This window comes from Streptomyces varsoviensis, from assembly GCF_000718635.1.
GTDB classification, from domain to species: Bacteria; Actinomycetota; Actinomycetes; order Streptomycetales; family Streptomycetaceae; genus Streptomyces; species Streptomyces varsoviensis.
The window spans coordinates 399,766-420,583 of sequence record NZ_JOBF01000003.1 but is presented as its reverse complement, the minus strand read 5'-3'; the positions used below and the strand labels follow the sequence as shown (position 1 = coordinate 420,583).

At 69.5% G+C, this 20,818-nt stretch carries 18 protein-coding genes and 3 tRNA genes; 15 read left to right on the top strand and 6 right to left on the bottom strand.

Features of this window, described 5'->3' with window-relative positions; all coding sequences use genetic code 11:
* Window positions 1-12: 12 nt before the first annotated feature.
* A complete protein-coding gene (locus tag IF55_RS06380) occupies window positions 13-300 on the bottom strand; it encodes a hypothetical protein (protein WP_030876590.1) in 288 nt (95 codons plus the stop codon).
* Between the two features lie 310 nt (window positions 301-610).
* On the opposite strand from IF55_RS06380, the gene IF55_RS06375 reads away from it, so the two are divergent.
* From IF55_RS06375 to IF55_RS06360, 4 genes are all read left to right on the top strand, one after another.
* A tRNA-Asn gene (locus IF55_RS06375) sits at window positions 611-683 on the top strand.
* 5 nt (window positions 684-688) lie between these two features.
* Window positions 689-761, top strand: a tRNA-Asn gene (locus IF55_RS06370).
* A gap of 177 nt (window positions 762-938) precedes the next feature.
* Window positions 939-1,012 (top strand) — tRNA-Ile (locus IF55_RS06365).
* Window positions 1,013-1,776: 764 nt separating this feature from the next.
* The gene (locus IF55_RS06360; protein ID WP_030876588.1) at window positions 1,777-3,453 is read left to right on the top strand and encodes an acetolactate synthase large subunit; all 1,677 of its coding nucleotides are present in this window, start codon (window positions 1,777-1,779) and stop codon (window positions 3,451-3,453) included.
* 111 nt (window positions 3,454-3,564) lie between these two features.
* Here the strand turns inward: IF55_RS06360 and IF55_RS06355 are convergent, their stop codons facing one another.
* The 5 genes from IF55_RS06355 to wecB are packed head-to-tail and all read right to left on the bottom strand — an operon-like array spanning window position 3,565 to window position 8,590.
* Window positions 3,565-4,881 (bottom strand): glycosyltransferase 87 family protein, encoded by a 1,317-nt coding sequence (locus IF55_RS06355; RefSeq protein ID WP_048831602.1) that lies wholly within the window; start codon window positions 4,879-4,881, stop codon window positions 3,565-3,567.
* Between the two features lie 60 nt (window positions 4,882-4,941).
* Window positions 4,942-5,694, bottom strand: coding sequence for an ABC transporter permease (locus IF55_RS06350; protein WP_030876583.1), 753 nt, complete (start codon window positions 5,692-5,694; stop codon window positions 4,942-4,944).
* A gap of 32 nt (window positions 5,695-5,726) precedes the next feature.
* The gene (locus IF55_RS06345; RefSeq protein ID WP_030876581.1) at window positions 5,727-6,500 is read right to left on the bottom strand and encodes an ABC transporter permease; all 774 of its coding nucleotides are present in this window, start codon (window positions 6,498-6,500) and stop codon (window positions 5,727-5,729) included.
* Complete coding sequence (locus IF55_RS06340) at window positions 6,497-7,462, bottom strand: ABC transporter ATP-binding protein (protein WP_030876578.1); 966 nt, start codon at window positions 7,460-7,462, stop codon at window positions 6,497-6,499. The genes IF55_RS06345 and IF55_RS06340 overlap by 4 nt, the downstream gene beginning before the upstream one ends.
* A gap of 30 nt (window positions 7,463-7,492) precedes the next feature.
* Entirely contained in the window at window positions 7,493-8,590 is a 1,098-nt protein-coding gene (wecB, locus tag IF55_RS39960; RefSeq protein WP_281180935.1) for a non-hydrolyzing UDP-N-acetylglucosamine 2-epimerase, read from the bottom strand.
* A 645-nt stretch (window positions 8,591-9,235) separates the two neighbouring features.
* Between wecB and IF55_RS06330 the strand changes: the two genes are divergently transcribed.
* The 11 genes from IF55_RS06330 (at window position 9,236) to IF55_RS06280 (ending at window position 20,816) form a co-directional block, all read left to right on the top strand.
* Complete coding sequence (locus IF55_RS06330) at window positions 9,236-10,591, top strand: NAD(P)/FAD-dependent oxidoreductase (protein WP_342668289.1); 1,356 nt, start codon at window positions 9,236-9,238, stop codon at window positions 10,589-10,591.
* Between the two features lie 247 nt (window positions 10,592-10,838).
* Window positions 10,839-11,429: a hypothetical protein gene (locus tag IF55_RS06325; protein ID WP_030876558.1), complete on the top strand. Its 591-nt coding sequence runs from the start codon at window positions 10,839-10,841 to the stop codon at window positions 11,427-11,429.
* A gap of 33 nt (window positions 11,430-11,462) precedes the next feature.
* Entirely contained in the window at window positions 11,463-12,665 is a 1,203-nt protein-coding gene (locus IF55_RS06320) for a DegT/DnrJ/EryC1/StrS family aminotransferase (protein WP_078643740.1), read from the top strand.
* Window positions 12,662-13,840: a glycosyltransferase family 4 protein gene (locus IF55_RS06315; RefSeq protein WP_030876553.1), complete on the top strand. Its 1,179-nt coding sequence runs from the start codon at window positions 12,662-12,664 to the stop codon at window positions 13,838-13,840. Before IF55_RS06320 ends, IF55_RS06315 begins: the two co-directional genes overlap by 4 nt.
* On the top strand, window positions 13,837-14,967 hold the full coding sequence (locus IF55_RS06310; RefSeq protein ID WP_030876552.1) for a hypothetical protein: 1,131 nt from the start codon (window positions 13,837-13,839) through the stop codon (window positions 14,965-14,967). The genes IF55_RS06315 and IF55_RS06310 overlap by 4 nt, the downstream gene beginning before the upstream one ends.
* Window positions 14,968-14,981: 14 nt before the next feature.
* Entirely contained in the window at window positions 14,982-16,310 is a 1,329-nt protein-coding gene (locus tag IF55_RS06305) for a class-III pyridoxal-phosphate-dependent aminotransferase (protein WP_030876549.1), read from the top strand.
* Window positions 16,307-17,266 (top strand): NAD-dependent epimerase/dehydratase family protein, encoded by a 960-nt coding sequence (locus IF55_RS06300; RefSeq protein ID WP_030876546.1) that lies wholly within the window; start codon window positions 16,307-16,309, stop codon window positions 17,264-17,266. Before IF55_RS06305 ends, IF55_RS06300 begins: the two co-directional genes overlap by 4 nt.
* Window positions 17,263-17,907: an HAD family hydrolase gene (locus tag IF55_RS06295; protein WP_157854270.1), complete on the top strand. Its 645-nt coding sequence runs from the start codon at window positions 17,263-17,265 to the stop codon at window positions 17,905-17,907. Before IF55_RS06300 ends, IF55_RS06295 begins: the two co-directional genes overlap by 4 nt.
* A 98-nt stretch (window positions 17,908-18,005) precedes the next feature.
* Complete coding sequence (locus tag IF55_RS06290; protein ID WP_245661075.1) at window positions 18,006-19,175, top strand: bifunctional glycosyltransferase family 2/GtrA family protein; 1,170 nt, start codon at window positions 18,006-18,008, stop codon at window positions 19,173-19,175.
* Window positions 19,172-20,014 (top strand): ChbG/HpnK family deacetylase, encoded by an 843-nt coding sequence (locus tag IF55_RS06285; RefSeq protein ID WP_051776072.1) that lies wholly within the window; start codon window positions 19,172-19,174, stop codon window positions 20,012-20,014. The genes IF55_RS06290 and IF55_RS06285 overlap by 4 nt, the downstream gene beginning before the upstream one ends.
* Before the next feature lie 94 nt (window positions 20,015-20,108).
* Entirely contained in the window at window positions 20,109-20,816 is a 708-nt protein-coding gene (locus tag IF55_RS06280) for a nucleotidyltransferase family protein (protein WP_030876535.1), read from the top strand.
* Window positions 20,817-20,818: the final 2 nt, after the last annotated feature.

Genomic DNA, 20,818 nt, shown 5'->3' with positions numbered 1-20,818 from the left:
ATGGCCCGAGCGTCACGTGTTGCTGGTGCCCCAGTCGTCGCCCGCCGGGGTCCGCTGCTCCCGCAGCGAGCGCACCCGCTCGCTCACCGGGCCCGGCAGCCGGTCGCCGACGGCGCCGAACGCCTTGGCGGCCACGGCCCGGCCGTTCTGCGCGGCGGACTCGGCGGTATTGCGCACCGCCGGGTTCTGCGCGACCCGCTGTGCGGCCTTGCGCAACTGCTCGTACCGTTCCCGTCCGGCTCGCGTGCCGAGCACGTACCCGACGACTGCTCCGGTGATGAATGTCAGCCGGTAGCGCATCGCTCCACCCTTCTTCGCGTCGAACCGCATTCGATCATGCCCGAGACGCCCGGGACACCCGGGATACTCGGCTACTCAGACACCCAGACACTTAGGTACCTCGTATACCGAGACCCCTTCCGGGTCCTGGACCGCCTCCGGGCGACGACGACCCGCGTCGGCGGTGCTGCGCGCCTACCCGTCGTGGCCGTAGGTCACTCACGGATACCGATTGGCGGAGCACCCCCCTGCTTGCGCTAATGTATGTGTCGCAGCGAGCGCACGCCGTCCGGAAGCCCGGACCCGGGTGCATTCGAGGCACACAGAGCAATCCCCTGTAGCTCAATTGGCAGAGCAGCCGGCTGTTAACCGGCAGGTTACTGGTTCGAGTCCAGTCGGGGGAGCTCGATCCCCTGTAGCTCAATTGGCAGAGCATTCGGCTGTTAACCGGAGGGTTACTGGTTCGAGTCCAGTCGGGGGAGCAGGACGGAGAGGACCCCTCAGGGGTCCTTTTTCGTATGCCGTGGAACCGCCGCGGCCCTGATCGGCATCCTCAAGGACAGGCTGGTCACACGATGCGGACCCTCAGGGGCAGCAGATCGTATGACCGGCTATGCTGCGGCAGACGGCGCGCACAGATGTACGCGACGCGCCGTTACGGGGCGGTAGCTCAGCCGGTTAGAGCAGCGGACTCATAATCCGTCGGCCGTGGGTTCGAGTCCCACCCGCCCCACCGCTTCTTTGCGGTGCAGAAACGTTCTGACCTGCACGAACGTCACCACGAGGGCCGCCACGCACAGCGTGGCGGCCCTCGTTTTCGCCCCCGAGCAAGATCGGGTGGCCGTCCAGGGGCCGCGGAGACCGTTCAAGGGTCGGCAAGTCCCTCGGTAATGGCCGGCCGCTCAGTCCGTTCGGTCGCGCCGCGTGCCGCCGCGAGCGGGGCTCCCGTACTGACCTGGCCGGCCGCCCGCCGCACCTGCGGCGCCCAGGCCGGGCATCTGGAGCAGGTGCGTCGGCTTTCATGGCCAAGCTCCGCCAGGCCCCCCACATGATCATCGCCGTACTCGGTCACGGACACCAGGCCGTGAACAGTTCTGGAGCGGCGCGGTGTCGCGGTAGCCGGCCAGACCGGTTCGGCCCGCCGCGTCAGCGATGCGATCACTGAGCGTCCTGCGTCTTGCGTCCTGCGCCGTGCGTTCTGGAGGTCGGCCAGTAGCGCGGGCAGCGGGTGCCGCTGCTGCCTCTCAACCGTTGCCCCTAACCACCTTGTTTCATTTGACAGGTTAGATCGCCTCGTGCTTGTGCGGCTGTAGGTTAACCGGGTCAAGTAAGCGAAGGGTGACACCCGCCCGTTCCAGTCCCTGCCGCGTGGCCCGCGTTCCAGCCGCTGTGGCGGCGGGGTGGGGGGCCGGCCTCTGACGGCGCGACATCACGTGTCATTACATGTCGACACATGTCAACAGTTTCAAAAGGCGCAGCGGAAGGCGACCAGCTTCTATGAACGGTGCCGAGACGGTTCTGCGCACGCTGCTCAACAACGGCGTGGACGTCTGCTTCGCCAATCCCGGTACGTCGGAGATGCAGTTCGTGGCGGCGCTCGACCGCCATCCGGCCATGCGGGGCGTGCTGTGCCTGTTCGAAGGGGTGGCGACCGGGGCCGCCGATGGCTACGCCCGTATGACCGGCCGACCGGCCGCGACCCTGCTCCACCTCGGCCCCGGCCTGGCCAACGGGCTGGCGAACCTCCACAACGCCCGGCGGGCGCGCACGCCCGTGGTCAACGTCGTCGGCGACCACGCCCGTTCGCACAAGCCGCTCGACTCGCCCCTGGAGTCCGACATCGACGCCGCGGCCACGACCGTCTCCCACTGGGTGCGCCGGCCGATAACCTCGGCGGATATCGGACCCGACACCGCTGCCGCCGTGGCGGCGGCGCTGAGCGCCGGGGGGCCGGACGTCGCGGACCGGTCCCGTACTGGCACCTCCGGTGCGATCTCCACCCTCATCATGGCGGCCGATCTCTCCTGGGGGGAGAGCACCCCGCCCGCGCCGCGCCTCCCGGCGCCGCCGCTGCGGTCCGTAGCCCCCGCCGACGTGGAAGCCGCAGCGGCACTGGTCGCCGGGCCCGAGCCCGTCGCGCTGCTGATCGACGGCGCCGGACTGAGCGAGCGCGGCCTGCGCGCCGCCGCCCGAATACGGAAGGCCACCGGAACCGCCGCCTTCTGCCCCACCTGGCCTGCCCGGTTGCGGCGCGGTACGGGCGTACCGGCGATCCAGCCCCTCGGCTACCGCGCCGAAGCCGTCAACCAGCAACTGGCAGGCATCAAGCACCTGATCCTCGTCGGAGCGCGCGAACCAGTGGCGTCGTTCGCCTATCCGGGCCGCCCGGGCCTGCTCACTCCGCCGGGAACGCGCGTGCACCGGTTCGTACCGGACGCGGGCTTCGATGTCGTCGGCGCGTTGATGGAATTGGCAGAGGTCGTTGCGCCGGATGTCGTCGAGTCGGATGTCCTCGCGTCTGATGGCGTTGGGGCGGACGCCCTCGGGGCGGGTGGCGTTGAGCTGGGCGCCGTCGCCGGCCTGCCGGCGGCGCAGGGTGCTTCGCCTTCCCTCGTGAACGAGCCGTTGTGCACGGGGAATTGGGCGCGCTTCATCGGCTCCCTGCTTCCAGAGGAAGCGATCGTCGTCGACGAGTCCATCACCGAGGGGATGAACACCCTCGCCCCGGCGACCGCCGACTCCGCGCCGCACGACGTACTCGGGCTGACCGGCCTCGCCATCGGGCAGGGCATCCCCGTGGCCGCCGGCGCGGCCATCGCGTGCCCCGAGCGGCCCGTCGTCTGCCTGCAAGCCGATGGCAGCGCGCTCTACACCATCTCGGGGCTGTGGACCCAGGCCCGCGAGAACCTCGACGTGACCACCGTCATCCTCAACAACCGCTCCTACGCGATCCTCCGCGCCGAACTGGACCGTGTCGGCGGCAATCAGGCGGGCCCGGCCGCCAGTGCCCTCTTCGACCTCAGCCGCCCGGACATCGACTTCACCGCCGTAGCCACCGGCATGGGTGTCCCCGCGACCCGCGCCACAAGCACGACCGAACTAGCCGAACAATTCACCGCCGCACTGGCCACCCCCGGCCCCCACCTCATCGAAGCGATCCTCCAGCCATCCTGAACGGTGGACTCGACGGCAGCGACGGCAGCGCCGGCAGCGCCGGCAGCGCCGGCAGCGCCGGCAGCAGCGGCAGCAGTGGTAGCGACACCGGCAGCGACGCTTGGGTGAGCGCTATGTGCGGCCGCTGTTGTCGAGGTCCGGGTCCGTCGCGATTCGGTTGTGTGACCAGGAGGGGGCGAGCGACTTTCTGTCGCGCAGGAACAGAGTGGCGATCACCGTCCCCAGGTAGAGCCACAGATACAGATTTCCGTAGATCACGTCGAGCGGCGGCACGACGGGCAGCGCCAGCGCACCGAGGATGGGGCCGAGCCGGTCATGTGTGAGGTAACCCAGTGGCCATGCCGCCAGACATATCGCCGTCGAGGCCACGGTGAGGAAGAGGTACCGGCGGGAGCGACCTGTCGCGTGAGTCACCAGGATCAAGGTGGCGGGCACCAGCCAGACCCAGTGGTGACTCCACGAGAACGGTGAGACCGCCTCGGCCGTGAGTCCGCACAGAGCGAGCCCCAGCAGGGTGTATCCCCGTCGATGCGCCCTTGCGGCCGCCGCGAGCCCCACCGCCCCGAGCAGGCAGGCCAGGATCAGCCAGAGCGCTGTGGGCGGCTGGTCGCGGTCCAGCAGCCGGGACATGGTCGCCGCCAGCGACTGGACATCGCGGTCGTGGTTGTCGCCGTCGATATGGTGGACGTCTGCGAAGTGCCCCTGCCAGTACCAGAGGGACTGATGGGGCAGCGCGACGAAGCCCACCGCGACGGTCCCGAAGAAGCCGGCACACGCCATGAGGGCGGTACGCGTCCTTCTGATCGTCAGCAGGTAGACGATGAAGAGCCCGGGGGTCAGTCTGATGCCGGTGGCGACGCCGATCATGATGCCCCGGTACCACTTGTGCGACGCGGAGTCCGGAGCGGTCTTGCCGTCCCAGAGGAGCACGGCGGCCAGCACCACGTTCACCTGTCCCAGGACCATGCCCCAGGTGACCGGCTGGAGCCACAACATGAGCCCGGCGAGCCCGATCGAGGCCCGCAGCAGCCGACTGCCCAGTCTTGTTCCGATCAAGGAGAGCGCGGTGGCGATGATGTAGACGAGCAACGCCATATTGAGGACGAGCCACAGGACGCGCAGCGCCTCCGGCGGAACCACGGTCATCGGTACGAACAGCAGCGCCGCGAACGGCGTGTAGTTGTAGTTCAGATCGGTCACCGGGTCGGCGTACAGCGAGCCGCCGTCGCGTACGACCTGCCCTGCGGCCCGGTAGACGTCGAGGTCCATGCCGTTGTTGCGCGCCAGAGGGTTGAAACAGTTGAACGCGGCGTATGCGAGCAGCGGCAGGACCAGGAGCAGCGTGGCGTTACGGGCCGCCCAGGCGACCAGACGGTCTGCGGGGGCATCGGCCCGGGCGGCTTCGGGGGCATCTGGACGGAGACTCACCTTGTTGCGCTCCTTGCGCTGATGGGGGCGGGGCGGGGCAGACGGGTGTGCCGGCCGCCTTCAGCTGAAGCCGAGCGAGCCGTCCCGCCTGCCTGCCGCGACGATGCGCTCGAACAGCAGCAGGGTCAGCCCGGCCCACAGCGCGGCACAGCCGATCTCCAGGCCGGCCTGGAGCAGGACGGAGGAGGCGGCGCCGCCATTGAGCAGATGGCGCACTGCCTCCAGCCCGTGCGTCAGCGGCAGGAGTTGCGCGAGCCAGTGCAGAGGTTCCGGCCAGAACGAGGTGGAGACGTTGACGCCGCAGAACGCGGTCAGCAGAAGGGCCCCCGTCTCGGGGTAGAGCGTCCGGAACTTGACGTTGCGCAACGACAGGGCGGCGATCAGACAGGCGTAGCAGTAGGTGCTGACGGCGACGAGGACCAGGAGCGGGAGGGCGAGGACAACCTGCCACCAGTGCCATGGCGAGGAGAACACGAGCGAGAGGGCCGACAGGACGGCGAAGGAGCTGGCGAGACCGGAAGCCGGCCAGTGCAGTCCGCGCCCCAGATAGACCAGTCCCATGTTGGCGGGCGAGACCACCAGTAAGGGGAAGGTTCCCTGGAATCGCTCCGTGACGGCCGTGGCCGAGACGAACATCGTCTCCATGGCTACCACCGCCACGCTGTTGCCGACCAGCATGTACTCCAGCCGTCCCGTAGCCCCGGTCAGCCGGCCCAGCAGGACGAAGAACAGCGCTTGGGACCCCAAGCGGATGACCCAGCCGACCGTCCACGAGCGGAGGGTGTAGGTCGTCGGGAGTTCCGCGAAACTCATCCGTGCCGAGCGGGATACGACGTGTGGACGGTTCACGCCAGACTCACCGCCCCGGTGGCACGGGCGCGGTCGCTGACCTTGCGGAGCAGCAGAACCCCGATGACCAGGGCCGCCGCGCCCATCCCCGCCACGGTCGCGATCCGTCCCCACGCGTTGTCGACCGTGCCCCGGGTGACGCTGTCGCGCAGGAGGTCCGCCGCCCACGAGAGATAGAAGAGCCGGCCGGTGAATTCGACCTGGTCGGGCAGGGACGACAGGGGGAAGACCAGTCCGCCGAGTACGTAGAACGGGTAGCTGAGCGCAGCCTGGATCATCTCGGTGTTCCGGCTCATGACGAACAGCGCGGCGAGCATGGTCGCGGTGCACGCGCTGGCGGCGAGGGTGACGAGCAGGGCTACGAGCGCGAGCAGCGGGTGCCGTACGGGCAAGTCGACGTCGAACGCGAGCGTGGCCACTATCCAGGATTCGCCCAGGGTGAGGCTGCCGATCAGCATCACCGGCAGAATCCGGCCGCACATGATGAGGGCCAGCGGCCTGGGCGCGACCAGCACCAGTTCGAGTGTGGACATCCACCGCTCGTTCTGGATGACCCCGCCGGCGACATTCACGGCCACGAACCAGATGCCGAGCAGGCCGGTGCCCAGCACCGCGTTCGCCACCAGGTCCGGCCGGCCGGTGTCGCGGAAGACGGAGAGGAAGATCAGCGTGAACAAGGGGGCGGTCGCCAGCACGAGCAGGTGTTCAGGGGCACGGATGCTGGTGTGCCACTGGACCTTGGCGGCGGCGAGCAGGACATGCGTGCTCATACGGTGAGCCCCCGTTTCCCGATCAGCCGCACATAGACCTCTTCCAGGGTCGGCGGCCGGACCTGGAGCGAGAGAACGCCGTGGTCCACCAGCCACCTCATCACCGTCTCCACCGACGCGGGGGGCTCGGTGTGCACGCGGAAGGCGTGCGCCCCGGACAGGCGCTCCACGGAGCGGACTTCCGGCAGCTTCGACAGGCTCTCCAGCGTCTCGCTCTGGTGGGGGGCCAGGACGATGTCGATGCCCTGGGGCTCCCCGAGGGTTCTGCCGACGTCCGCGGTGTTCTCCGTGACGAGGACGCGGCCGTGGTCGACGAGGGTGACGCGGTCGCACAGCGCCTCCGCCTCCCCCATGTCGTGGGTGGTGAGCAGGATGGTGCGTCCTTCAGCGCGCAACTCACCGACCAGCGAACGGAATTCCCTCGCGGCCACGGGGTCCATGCCTACGGTCGGCTCGTCGAGAAAGAGCACCGAGGGGTCCCCCACGAGGCCTCGGGCCAGATGGAGTCTCTGACGCATGCCTCGGGAGAACCGTTCCACGGGCTCGTCGGCCCGGTCCGTGAGTCCGACGCGTTCCAGCAGCATGGCGGCGCGGGCGTCCACCCGCCGGGGGTCGACTCGGTAGAGCGTCGCCCAGAAGGCCAGGTTCTGCCGGGCGCTGATGCGGTCGTACAGCCCGCGGTCCCCGCCGAAGACCATGCCGATGCGCCGGCGTACGACGTCGGTCTGCGAGACGACGTCATGGCCGGCGACGACGGCCCGCCCCGAGGTGGGCACCAGCATCGTGCTGAGAATCTTGATCAGCGTGGTCTTGCCCGCACCGTTGGGGCCGAGGATGCCGTGGGTCTCCCCGGTGGGTACGGAGAAGCTCACCCGGTCCAGGGCGGTGACCGTGGGGTGCTCCGTCCGCCTGAGCCTCTTCCCTTTGGAGAAGGTACGGCACAGCTCTGTCACCTCGATCATTGCGGTCGCTCGCTTCCTGCGGTGCTTGGTTCACGCCGCTGTGCTGGAGGGGCCCGGGGGTAGCGCAGCCTGTTCCTTGATCAGGCGGGTGACCCGGGACGAGGCCATTCCGTCGCCGTACGGTGAGGGGAGACGTACGAGTCGCTCGCGCCGCTCCCCGGCGGTGGCGAGCCATTCCCGCAGCACCGCCCCCAGGCCCGGCCCCGGAGGGGCGAGCGTGCCGAACACGCCCTCGATCTCCGGGCGTTCGGTGCTGCGGCGCACGACGACGATCGGGCGTTTCAGGACGGTGACCTCCTCCTGTAGCCCCCCGGAGTCGGAGACGACCAGCGCCGCGCCGTGCGCGAGGGCCACGAAGTCCCGGTAGACGAGCGGTTCGGTGCAGGTGAGACGGCGGAGCAGGTGCTCAAGTCCGAATTCCGCCACTTGCCTCTGGGTGCGTGGGTGCAGTGGCAGAACGACCGGTGCCGGCAAGGACGCCAGCTCCGTGAGGAGGTGCCGCAGGGTGGTCTCGTCATCGACGTTCTCGGGACGGTGCAGCGTGGCGAGTACGTACTGGTTCTCCACCAGTTCGAACCGCCGCGCGGTAGCCAGCCGCGCCGTCCGGTCCGGCAGTGCCGAACTCACGGCCTCCACCACGGTGTTGCCCGTCACGACGATGCGTTCAGGCGGTATGCCCTCGCGCAGGAGGTTGCGCCGGTTCAGTTCGGTGGGGGCGCAGCACATGTCGGCGAGGTGATCGGTCAGCACGCGGTTGGACTCCTCGGGCATGCGCCGGTCGAAGCTGCGCAGCCCCGCCTCCACGTGGATCAGAGGTATGGCGTGGGCGTTGGCGGCGATCGCTCCCGCGAGCGCCGAGTTGGTGTCTCCTTGGACGACCACGGCTGTCGGCCGTTCGGCGGCGAACAGATCGTCCAGCGAGGCGATGGCCACCCCCAGTTGGGAGCCGCGCCGAGTCCCGCCGATGCCGAGCTTCATGCTCCACGGCGGCATGTTGAGGCCCGTTCCGATGTGCTCGGACATCGTGGAATTGAAGTGCTGTCCGGTGTGGACCGTAGCGGCCTGTACGCCCAGCAGCGCTATCACCGAAGCCAGCTTGATCATCTCTGGTCTGGTGCCGAGTACGATTGCGATACGGCCGGATATCTTCGTTTCCCGGTGCGCGGAGTCCTCATCGGACTCGGCTGTAGTGGGAGTGTCTACTGCCAGAAAATTACTCAATGTTCGGTAGCCAATTGTGTCCTCCTGCACAGGAGTCGCCGACTGGTGCGCCACGGAGTGAATCTCTGTCGGCTCGGTAATGCCGTGCGATTCGGGAGATCTCGGCGCGCATGCGCCCAATAGGCAGGCCGATATTTCAAGCGCAAGGCCGCTGGAGCCTTGGAGCGCAGGGGGGAGCCGAAGTGAGCCGTAACAGTACTCAAGTGTCCGGCGCTGGTCCAGACCGGGTTGTGGGTAATTGATGGATGGCTGAAACTGTGCGCGCGGAGTGGGTTTCGCGGAGTGGGTTCGAGTGCTGTCTTCCGAGCGGCCGGCTTCAGGTCGGCGCCCGTATGTCTTCCCGTCCGATCTGTTGGTTGTGTGCTGCGGACGGAGCGAAGCCGGTAGGGTGAAGAAGCGGCGATATGCGGCCGTGAGGCGGGCAGTCGGGTCGGCGCGGCAGCGGCGTGGCCATTTCGCCGGCCTGCCGCATAAGGCCGAATGCCGTCGCGCACAGCCCGATCGGCGCCCGTTCGGTGTGGTGCGTGACATGGATATTGGGCGGCCGTGTGGATGCCGGAAAAGGGCCCTGAAACCGTGTGGTTCGAGCCAAAAATGCCAGCGGTGCGGCAAAAAGTTTGGTCGCAGAAAGAAAGTGGGCAGAATGTTGCCTGCGGGGCGGCTGAGGCGACGGCTGAAACTCTCGCCCGGCACTTCCCTGTGATGTACCTCTTTTTCTGGCGGTTCCCGCAAGGAGGTATCCAGTCCCCGATGGATGAACGCGTCAGTGTTGATGTGGCAGTGGTCGGCGACGGCCTGATCGGATTGAGTTCCGCGTTGCACCTACAACAGTCCGGGCGCCGAATCGTTGTATTGGGAGGCCCGGCAGCGGGACGGGCCTCGACGGCTGCGGCCGGAATGCTGACCCCCGCCTGCGAGTACGACCCTTGGATGTGCCGGCAGTTTCTCGATCTCCTTAAATCCGGCCTCTCCTATTACAAGACTTTTCTGCATTCCGACTGGACGACGCCGGAGCAGGTGGATTACCGGAGCAGTGAGTTCACGCTGACCGACCTGGGCGAGAGCGAGGAGTCTCTCCGCGACCGTATGGACTGGATGCCCGGGCTGGGATTCGACTGCGACTGGTGGGACACCAGCGAGGTCTGCGCACGGGAGCCCCACCTCTCGCCCACCGCCGTACGGGGAGCGATCAGGATCCGGAACGAGGCGGTCGTCAACCCCATCGCGCTGTGGGAGGAGATGGGCCGCGCGATGGCCGCACGCGGCGGGAAGACGTACTCGGAAGGGCTGGTCGGGGTTGAGGAACAGGGGGAGCGCGTCTCGCTGGTCACCGGCGGCGGCGTCCAGGTCGTCGCCGACCGCGTGGTGCTGGCCGCTGGAGCCTGGACGGCGGACGTCGCGCGGCTGGCCGGGCTGGAGGTTCCCCTGTGCCCCGCCAAGGGACAGATGGTGCTGCTGCGAGGTACGCCCCACGCGATCGGCAGTGTGGTCTTCATGCCCACCGGCGGTTGCGGATCCATAGTGGAACGCCGGCCCGGAAGCTACGTCGTGGGCACCAGCGAGGAGTACCTGGTACCCGACGAACACAACACCGCCGGGGTCGTGGGCACGGTGCTCTCCCGGCTCTGCGGGGTCGTCCCCGACGCGGCCCACTGGCGGATCGAGGGGATGTGGGCCGGTTTCCGGCCCATGACCTCGGACGAGCTCCCCGTCCTCGGCGTCGCGGACGACCGTCGTTTCCTGGTGGCGACCGGCCATCACCGCAACGGAATCCTGCTCGCGCCCCTCACCGGGCGGCTGATCGCCGACGCCGTGAACGGCGACGTCCCCTTCGACGGCCTCGACCTGTCTCCTTTCCGCTACGGTCGGCCGCTCCGCCCGCACGCCAGGTTCGCGGCCAAGTACTGACGCCTCGCGCGTACGCGGTGAGCAAGCGCGTATGACAAGCGCGTAGGCGGTAAGCAAACACGCCCGCGGTGAGCACGCACGCGGCCGGCGGCCGGACCGTGCCGCCGGTGAGCCCGACGGGCGACGGCGCCGGCGCGTCGCCCCGCAACGGCACCCACCCCCGTACGGGCCGCGACAACGAGCCGCTTCGCGATGACGAACCGCTTCGAAGGCCCTGCCCCGCACCACGCGAACCACGGAGACGACCATGACGCACTTGGCGACCTTTCCGATCGAAGACGCGGCTCCGCTGCCCGCCGCCGACGGCGACGTGCTGCTGCGCTGGACCAGCTTCTATCTACGGGACTGCGAGAAGTGGCTGGTCAGGCGGCATCCTCTCGCACCCCCGGCGGACCTGCTCGCCCGCGCCCGCCGCCGTCACGCACAGCCGCATGACGACACGTCCCTCTCCGGGGCGCTCGCGTCGCTCACGCGACGCCGCGCGCGGATCAGAGCCCGCGGAACCGGGGACGGCGCGCACTCCGCGCTCGTCGACCGCCTCTCCCACGACCTCGCGCTCTACTCGGCGTCCCTGAGCGCGGGAGAGCTTCATAAGGTGCGCGTCGTGCCCGCCGGGAGCGCCATCGTGCCGCTGTTCCTGCCGGGGCCCGATGAGCTGTTCCTGCCGCCCTACCTGATGTCGGACATCCCCGAGAACCTCTTTCCCGCGGACTCGCTGTTTCCCGAGCCCCCCAAGGCCACCACGTCCTGGCTGCTGTTCCAGAGCCTCGTCCTGGTCGCCGACCGGCCGCGGATACCCACGCTCGCCTCGTTCTACGACATACGCGAATCCGACTGATCCGTGATCCCCCACCTGCCGGGAGGCACCCGTATGCAGGCTCCTTCGACCAGTACGAGACCTTGGCTGCTCCCCTTCGGGCGACCCCGCTACGGCCGCGAGGAGATCGCGGCCGTGACCGCCGCGATCGAGTCCGGCGACCTGGCTACGGGGCGCATCGTCCGCGAGTTCGAGGAAGCGTTCGCGGCCGAGTTCGGCTTCCGCCACGCGGTGGCAGTCAGTTCCGGCAGCATGGCCAACCTCGTGGCCCTGGCAGCCGTCGTCGAACGCGACGGACTGCGGCCCGGTGACAGAGTCGTGGTGAGCGGCGCCACCTTCATCAGCGCCGTCACACCGGTCGTCCAACTGGGCCTCGTACCGGTCTTCGCCGACATCGAACCCGACGGCGTCAACGTCGACCTGGGCCTCGTGGAAGAGGCGGCCCGCCGCTCCGAGGCGCGGGCCCTGCTGCTGCCCCACACGCTGGGGCAGGCCCTGGACACCGACGTCCTTCGCGGCCTGCGCCGGCGGTTGGGCGTCGCGGTGCTCGAAGACTGCTGCGAGTCGCTGGGCGCCGCCCACGAGGGCACCCCCGTAGGACGGGCGGGCGACGCCGCCACCTTCAGCTTCTACGCCGGCCACCACCTGACCACGGGCGAAGGCGGCATGGTGGGCTGCGACAGCCCGGAATACGCGGACCTGCTGCGGAGCCTGCGCGCGTTCGGACGCGACCCGCGGTACGACGGCAGCCGGTTCGGCTACCCCGTGGCCCACCGGGCCATCGCGCCCGAAGAACGCTATGTGCACCTGCGCATCGGATACAACGCCAAACTCACGGACCTGCAGGCGGCCTTCGGCCTGGCACAGCTCCCACGCCATACGGGCATGGCCGCGGAGCGCCGGGCAGCCGCCCACGCCGTACGCGAGGTCGTGGAAGGGTTCGAGGGCTGGCGCGTACTCGGCCGCCCCGACGCCCCCGGCGCCTCGCCCTTCGCCGTGGTGTGCCGTATCCCCGCGGAACACGACCTCGCACGGGTCGTGACCGTACTGGCCGCACACGGCGTGGAGGCGCGTGGCTTCCTGGGCGCGTCCCTGCCCGAGCAGCCGTGTTTCGACCAGACGCCCTACCTGGTGCACGAGCCGTACCACCGGGCGAGCTCCGTGGCACGCGACACGGTCCTGCTCGGCTGCCCGCCAGGAGTCGACCTCTCGATCGCTGCCGACGCGCTCGCCGCGGCCCTTGGGGAGATGGTGTGAGAATCCTTCTGATAGCCGAGAAATACCCTCCCGTCGTCGGCGGGGGAGAGACGCACGTCCACCAGCTCGCCGAAGGGCTGGCGGAGCGAGGGAACGAGGTGACCGTCCTCACCGAGGCCGTGCCGTCCGGCCCCGAACGGGACAGGTACCGGACCGGCAAGGTGACGGTCCGGGAGATCACGGGCCTCGTCGCGGCCTGTCAGCGGCTCGACTGCAAGGACGCGGTGGAGGCGTTGCACGCCGAGGTGGCGAACACCGAAGCCGATGTGGTCCATGTCTTCAACTACGTACCGGCGCTGCTGCTCTCCTGGCTGCGGCCCGCCGTCACCACGAAGCTGGCCGTCTCCCTCTTCGAGACCTTCGTGCCCGGCGTCCGGGTATTCGATCTCTGGTCCAACTGGGAGCTGGAACGCGCCCTGCAACGCGGACTCGTCGCCGGCCTCCATCCCGACCTGCACATCTGCGGATCTCAGGCGTACCAGCGCTGGCTCCGGGAAGCCGGGTTCACCGAACCGGCCCAAGTCGTCGAATTCGGCACCGACTTGTCCGTCTTCACCGACGACGTGGCCACCCGCGCCCACTGGCGGGAGACCCACGGATTCGGCGACGAGCCGCTGTTCCTCGTCCCGGCGCGCCCGGTGCCGCGCAAACGCATCGAGGACGCGATCAGCGCACTCGCGGAGGTGCGGCGCACCCATCCGCGCACACGTCTCGTGCTCACCGCCCCCTCCGGCAGGACCAACACCGACTACGTGCAGGGGTTGTGGGCGCTCGCAGCGGAACTGAGAGTGGACGACCGCGTGCACTGGATCGGCGGCACCAGTTGGCAAGAGATGCCCGCCCTGTACTGCGCGTCCGACGCCGTGGTCCTCCCCTCCTCGCACGAGGGCTGGGGCATAGCGCTGAACGAGGCCATGGCCAGCCGACGGCCGGTGATCACCACCGATGTCGAGGGACACGACGAGGTGGTCCACCACGAGGAGACCGGCCTGCTCTACCCGGCCGGGGACGTGCCGGCACTGGCCGAGGCCATGCGCAGGGTCCTCACCACCGATGTGGCACCCCTGGTCGAGGAGGCCCACCGCCGGACCCGCCGGCGCTTCTCCTCCGAGGCGATGGTCGAAGGCCACGCGCGCGCCTACGCCGGCCTGGTCGCGGGCGAGGCCCGCCGATGAGCGCCCCCGCGCCCGGCGCGCGCCGGCGGACGGGCCCCGGCACGGAGCGACAGGCTCCCTCTCGCGCTCCGCTCGACACCGCCGAGGCGCTCTCGCGGTGGGTGCGCCAAGGGGGCACTCAAAGCCCCTCGGGGGCCTACTGCGGATGGCGAAACCGGGACAGCGAGGAACTGTCGCCGCCCTACCCGGAGATCACTGGATACACCCTGGGGTTCCTGTCGTGGCTGTGGCCGCTGGACGACGCCGACGCCGCGCGGGCCGCGGCCGGATGCGCCTGGCTCGCCTCCCGCAGCGAGGCGAAGGACTTCTCCGCCCGCCCGGAGAAAACCGGCCGTGCCGTCTACACGTTCGACCTGGCCATGGCCGCCCACGGGCTCATCCGCTACGGCCTCGCCGCCGATGACGACCGGGCCGTCTCCGCCGGACTGCGCAACGCCGAGGCGCTGGTCGCCGCGGAGCAAAGCCACGGCTCGCTGCCGTGCGTCGTGCCGGGTACGGCCGACGGGCCGCTCGAGGAGTCCTGGTCCACTCAGGGCCACGCGCACCTGCTCAAGTGCGTACAGGCGCTGCTCTCCGCCGCGTCCCTGGGCCTCGAGCCGGCAGCCGCCCTCGCGGAACGCCTGATCAAGGACACGCTCGACAGGCAGGAGAACGTCCTCGGCGCCGTGCTCGACGGTTGCCGCAGCGGGAGCCGGACCAGCCTGCACGCGCTGTGCTACGCCGCCGAGGGACTGTGGGTGTGGGGCGCGCACCACGCGGATCCGGCCGCCACGGACCTTTCGCGGCACATCACCGAGTGGGTTTGGCGACACCGCCTGCCCGAAGGCGGCTTTCCGGGCTTCGTACCCGTCCGGGGCCGCACGACGACGCGTCCCGTGCGGCAGTCCGACGTGCTGGCCCAGGCCCTCCGGCTCGCCGCACTGCACCGACTCCCCGCCCCCGGCCTGGAGCGGACGGTCACCGTCCTGCTCGAATCCGTCCACCGGCAGGGGGACACGGCTGCCGTCTGCTACTGGCCGCAAGCGGACGAACCCCATCTGAACTGCTGGGCTTCCCTGTTCGCGGTCCAAGCGCTCCGCCTCCACGCGGACGGCCGGCACACCCTGCGCTGGTTCGAACTGGTGTGAAGGGAAGGAGACCCGTGACACCGCCCTCCCGATTGCTGGCTGCCCGGCAGCCACTGCCGTCCCTGCCCTTCGACCACGCCGAAGGCTGCTGGCTGTACGGCCCGGACGGCCGACGCTTCATGGACGCTTCCAGCGGACTGATCTGCGTCAACGTCGGCCACGCCCACCCCGCCGTCCTGCGGGCCCTCACCACGCAGGCCGGCAAGGGAACGTTCGCTTCCCCCGGCTCGCTGGACCCGCGTCTCCAGGAAGGGTTCGCGCGAGCGGTCACGGCGGCCGTGGGCCGCCCCGAGGACCGGGTCGCCTTCGCGTGCACCGGGACCGCGGCCGTGGAGATGGCCATCGCCCTCGCCCGCTCCGTCCAACGAGCCAGAGGGGAGAAACGCCGGCACAAGGTGCTCACCGCGTCACTGAGCTATCACGGCAACAGCGCCTTGAACCTGGCTCTCTCCGGCCACCGTCGCCGCCGCCCGCACCCCGATGACGGATTCGGCCTCGGCCCCGCCTTCGATCCGCCCTACCCGGGCCACCACCGCGGCTGCCGCCTCGACGCGTGCGACGCGACGTGCGCCGCCGAGGTGGGCACGGCGATCGAGGAGGCGGGAACCGACACCGTCGCCGCGGTACTCGTCGAACCCGTGAACGGCACCACTGGGGGCGGTTACTGCCCTCCGGACGGCTACCTGCGAGCACTGCGCGACATCTGCGCCGCACACGGAGTACTGGTCATCCACGACGAGGTGCTGACCGGCCTCGGCCGTACGGGCCTGCCGCTCGCCGCGCACCAGTGCCCTGCCTCCGACGCGGACCTCACGGTGCTCGCCAAGGGGCTCGGGGCCGGATATCTGCCGATCTCGGCGGTGCTGATCGCGCCGGACGCGGCGGAGGAACTGCTGTCCTCCGGGAGCCCGCTCCCCTTGATGGGCACCATGTCGGCGACGCCGCTGCAGGCCGCCGTCGGAATGGCCACCCTCTCGGTGCTCGATGACATCGGCGCTTTGGACCGCGAGTCGGCCCGCGGCGCCACGGTCACCGACGCCGTGCGCGAAGCCGCCCGCGGCCTGCCCGTCGTCACCGGAACCCGAGGACGCGGCTACTTCCTGGGGGTCGAGCTGGCGCCCGGCACGCAGCGCAGGGCGCTGGCCATCTCCCGAGAGCAGGGGCTGCTGCTCTACCCCTTCAACGGCTTCCAGCCGGACGGCGGCGGCGAGGGCGTCATCGTGGCCCCGCCGCTCAACATCTCCGACGAGGAGACAGCGTTCCTCGGGTCCGCGCTGCGCGCCACGTTCGAGCAGCTCGCCTCCGAAACCACCAGCACCGATCGAACCAGAGGAGCCGCATGAACTGGCGAGACCGTACCGTCCTCGTCACCGGAGCCGACGGGTTCATCGGCTCCCACCTGGTCGATGAACTGCTGCTGCGCGGCGCTCGCGTGCTGGCAGTCGTACGACGCACCTCCCGCTCCCAAGTGACGCGGCGCTTCCACAACCTGTCACCGCAGGCGGTGGGCAAGCTGCGGACCCTCATCCAGACCGACCTGGCCGACCCCTCCGCCATCGCCGAGCTGGCCGCCGTCCAGGCGGACACGTGGTTCCACCTCGCGGCCGACGCGTACGTTCCGGCTTCCCTGACGCAGCCCTCCTCGGTCATCCGGACCAACATCACCTCCACGGTGAACGTCCTGGAGGCCGCCCGGATCGCCAAGCCCCGGCACCTGTTGCTCACGAGTTCGAGCGAGATATACGGCTCGCACGACACCGCGATCACCGAACAGTATCCGCTGCGGCCGGCCACTCCATATGCCGCCTCCAAAGTGGCCTGCGACAGAATCGCCTGGTCGTACCACAACTCCTTCGGAGTGCCCCTGACCATCGTCCGGCCATTCAACTGCTACGGCCCCAGGCACGTTTATGACGTCGTGCCGATTTTCCTCGTCAGAGCATTGAGGGGTGAGCCGATCCTCGTCAACGGAAAGGGTTCCCAGACCCGCGACCTGACCTATGTGCAAGACACTGTCAACGCGTTCCTGAGCCTGGCCGAGCTGGCGCCCGTCGGCGACTCCTACAACATCGGCACGGGAGTCGACCACGACATCCTCGGCCTGGCCGAACTCGTCCTGCGTATCACCGCGTCGAAGAGCGAAATACGAATGGGCCCCCCGCGGGCCGGCGAGGTCGACATGTTGCGAGCGGACTCCACGAAGCTGCGCCGGGCGACCGGCTGGGCCCCTCAACACTCCCTGGCAGAAGGGCTTGCGAAGAACCTCTCCTGGCTGCGGGAACACCTGGAGGAACTGTGACCCGAGCGTTGCTCGTGGACGCTGGGGGAGTACTTTTCAACAACGTCACCGAGGAAACCGACTTCCTTCTTCTGCTGGCCCGCAAACACGGCGCCGACCCCGACGAGCTACGGCGCCATCTCGATCAGCGGGACCGCGCGTACGAAATCGGGCGACGGCACGTGCACGAGGTGCTGGCCGACTGCCTCAACGCGGCAGGCGCGAACCTCGTCTCCGTGGAACGGGACTGGACCGACGCGCTCTACCTGGACAGCGTCCGCGCCTACGATGCGGCGTTCACCGCCCTGCGGCTCCTACGGGAAAGCGGGACCGACCTGGTACTGGCACTGGCGAACAATGAAGCAGAGCATTGGGACGACCTGAAGAACGCCCACTACGGCCACTTGAAACTATTCGATGTCATCGGCTCCTCGTGGCGCCTCGGCACGGAGAAACCCCGCCCTGAGTACTTCCGCCGACTCCTCGCGGCATGCGACTGCCCTCCCGGCGACGCCCTGTTCATCGACGACAACCCCGAAAACGTCGACGCGGCCCGCCGCTACGGCGTGCGGGCGCTGCACATAACCGGCCCTTCCGGGCTCCCCGCCGCTCTGTCACTTCTCGACCGTGACCGTGACCAGGGCCGGGCCGCATGCGAGTGAACCCCGCGGCCGACCGGAACCACGCGCCGGCACAGAGCGGCCACCGAGAGCCAGGGGCCGTGACCGCGGCCGCCGAAGAGCCGGCCCAGGCGACACGGGTGTCCTTGACCGAGATCGTGGTGCCGGTGCGCAACGAGGAGAGGACACTCGTCGCGAGCATCCACCGCCTCCACGACTACCTCGTCCGGAACTTCCCGTATCCGTTTCTGATCACCATCGCCGAGAACGGCAGCGTCGACTCGACCCGTGAGGTCGCCGCGGCCCTGGCCCGCAGGTTCCCCGAAGTCAGCTTCGTCAGCTTCGACGGGCGGGGGCGCGGTCTGGCGCTGCGCCGCGCCTGGGCCGCGAGCCGGGCCGATGTGGTCAGCTACATGGACGCCGACCTGTCGATCGACCTCGACGGCTTCCTGCCCCTCGTCGCACCGCTCGCCTCGGGCCACAGCGACCTGGCGATCGGCACTCGGCACGCCCGAGGCGCGAGCGTGCGGCGGTCCCTGCACCGTTCCGTACTCTCGCGCACCTACAACCTGATCCTGCGCATCGTGCTCGGAGTGAGCTTCTCCGACGCCCAGTGCGGGTTCAAGGCGGGGCGCCGGGAGGTGGTGCAGGCCATCCTGCCGACCGTCCACGACGATCAGTGGTTCTTCGACACGGAGCTGTTGTGCGTGGCACAACGCCAGGGGCTGCGCATCCACGAGGTCCCGGTCGACTGCCTCGACGACCCTGACACCTCGGTCGACATCAGACGCACGGTCTGGGACATGCTGCGGGGCGTCGTCCGCGTGGCCGGCCGCAGAATGCGGGGATCGCTCGTCAAACCGCTGCCGCCGCACCTGGAGCGGCCGAGGCTGCCCACCGGCCGGATCCACCGCTTCCTGCGCTTCGCCGCCGTCGGCACGGTCACCGGAGTCCTGCACCTCCTGCTCTACCTCGGATTCAGGACGATGATGCCGGCGCTGGCGGCGAACGGGCTCGGGCTGCTGCTCGCCACCGTGCTCAACACCGCGGCGAACCGGCGGATCACCTTCGGGGTGCGGACCCGTCGCGACATGCTGCGGCACCAGGCGCGAGGGGCCGTCGCGTTCCTGCTCGGTCTCGTGTGCATCAGCGCCAGCCTGCTCGCCGTCGGCCCCGGAGCCGGCCGGGCCGTGGAACTGTGCGTACTGCTCATCGGCGACGCCTTCGCGTCCCTGCTGCGCTTCGCGCTCATGCAGCACTGGGTCTTCGCGCGATCCAGACCCGAGGAAGGCGAGGAGGCCGCCCGGTGAGGCCCCGGCTGCTCATCTTCAGCGCCGACGACTACGGGCTGAGCGAGGACATCTCGCGAGGCATCCTGCGAGCTCATGACACGGGCTTGGTCAGCAGCGTCTCGGTGCTCGCCGTCGGCCCCGCGGTGGTGCGCGCCGCCGCGGGGTTGAGAGACCGCCCCGGACTCGGAGTCGGCGCGCATCTGGCCGCGGTGGGGGAGGACCCTCCGCTGCTCAGCCAGCGCGAGATCCCCACGCTGGTCGACCGCCGCGGCGCGTTCAAGACCGGGTGGCGGTCGTTCATGACCGCCGCGATGGCGGGCCGCGTCGACATGGCGGACGTACGACGCGAGTACGACGCACAGCTCGAACGGTTGGTGCGGGACCTGAGGCTGCGGCCGGGCCACATCGACACGCATCAGCATCTGCACCTGTACCCGCCCATCGCACGGGTCGTGACAGAACTCGCCACGAGATGGGGGATCACCGCGGTGCGGGTGCCCACGAGCGCCGTACCCGGCCCGCGAGGCATGGTGATCCGCCGCTGGAGCCGGTCGCTGTCGACTCGCCTCCGGGCCGCCGGCCTGGCCTTCCCCGCCGGATACGGCGGACTCGACGAGGCCGGATCCCTGACGCTGTCCAGCGCGGAGCGCCTTCTTGAGCGCCTCGCGCGCGGTCCGGCCCGCACCATCGAGGTCAACTTCCATCCCGGTGAGCCCAGCGCTGCCGATCGGCTCCGCTACGCATGGGGTTACCGGTGGGAGGAAGAGCTCGCCGGGCTCACCTCTCCCGCCCTGCGCGAGACGCTGCGCCGACTGGATCTGCGCCTGGGACGGTTCACCGACCTTCCGGCCCCGTGACCGGCGCCTGGACGGGGCCTCAGCGCGGTGCGGCGCGGGGCCCGTGCGCCCCGGAGAGAGTCCGGGCCACTACGCATACCGAGGGGGTTGGACCGTGCACGCAGTGATCCTGGCCGGGGGCGAGGGCGTCCGGCTGCGTCCGTACACCACAGCACTGCCCAAGCCGCTGGTGCCCATCGGCGACCGGCACGCGATCCTGGAGATCGTCCTGCGCCAGCTCGCCGCGGCCGGGTTCACCAGTTGCACGATCGCCATCGGCCATCTCGGCGAGATCATCCGGGCCTACGTCGGTGACGGCACCCAGTGGGGCCTGGAGATCGGCTACTCCGCCGAGGAGAGCCCGCTGGGGACGATGGGGCCGCTGGTCGCCATGCGGGAGCGGCTGCCCGACCACTTCCTGGTGATGAACGGTGACATCCTCACCGACCTGGACTACGCCGACGTCCTCCGGCGGCACCGCGATTCGGACGCGCCGCTGACGATCGCCACCTACGCCCGGCGGGTGCGCATCGACTTCGGGGTGCTGACCACCGAGGCCGGCAGAGTCGTCGGATTCGCCGAGAAGCCCAGCCTGGACTACAACGTCTCCATGGGCGTGTACGGCCTCGCCCGGGCTACGCTCGACGGATACACCGCCGGACTCCCTCTGGGCTTCGACGAGTTGGTGCTCGACCTGCTCAAGGCGGGTGCTCAGCCGCACGCCTACCCCTTCGACGGCTACTGGCTCGACATCGGCCGCCCCGACGACTACGACCAGGCCAACGCGGAGTTCAACAGCCGCAAGGCCCTTCTGTTCAAGTGACC